Here is a 398-nt window from a genome sequence, read left to right as displayed (position 1 = left end):
AGATGAATGTCCACCAGATCGCGATTACCGAGGACAACGTCTCCGACGAGGCGGGCCTGAATGCGATGCTGGCAGTCGAGGCGAACGTCGACTGCGTGATCGCCGACGGCGCGTATTACAGTATTGCGCAGACCGAGGCGTGGTCAGCCTGCGGCGTGCTGCCGGTGATTCCCCCACCGGCCAATGCGGTCGCTCACAATCAACCGGCGACACGCTGGCACGACCATCTCGTTCGGTACATCAAGGACAAGGGCACCCATGCGTTCCGCAACAAATACGGGTATGGCCAGCGCGCGCTGGTCGAGTCGCAGATCTCGCGCATCAAGCGCTGTATCGGCGCGCGACTGCTGACGCGCAACATCGAATCGCAGCAGCGCGAGGGCGTGATTATCGCGAAC

1 protein-coding gene is annotated in these 398 nt (G+C 62.3%); it reads left to right on the top strand.

What is annotated here, in order from left to right; all coding sequences use genetic code 11:
- Positions 1 to 398: transposase (locus tag AB3X89_RS40295; RefSeq protein WP_368588066.1), on the top strand; the 398-nt coding region annotated here is incomplete at both ends.

The sequence above is a fragment of the Paraburkholderia sp. BR14320 genome (assembly GCF_040948665.1).
GTDB classification, from domain to species: Bacteria; Pseudomonadota; Gammaproteobacteria; order Burkholderiales; family Burkholderiaceae; genus Paraburkholderia; species Paraburkholderia youngii.
Note: the sequence above shows the minus strand (reverse complement) of the source record. Positions and strands in the feature narration are given on the sequence as shown.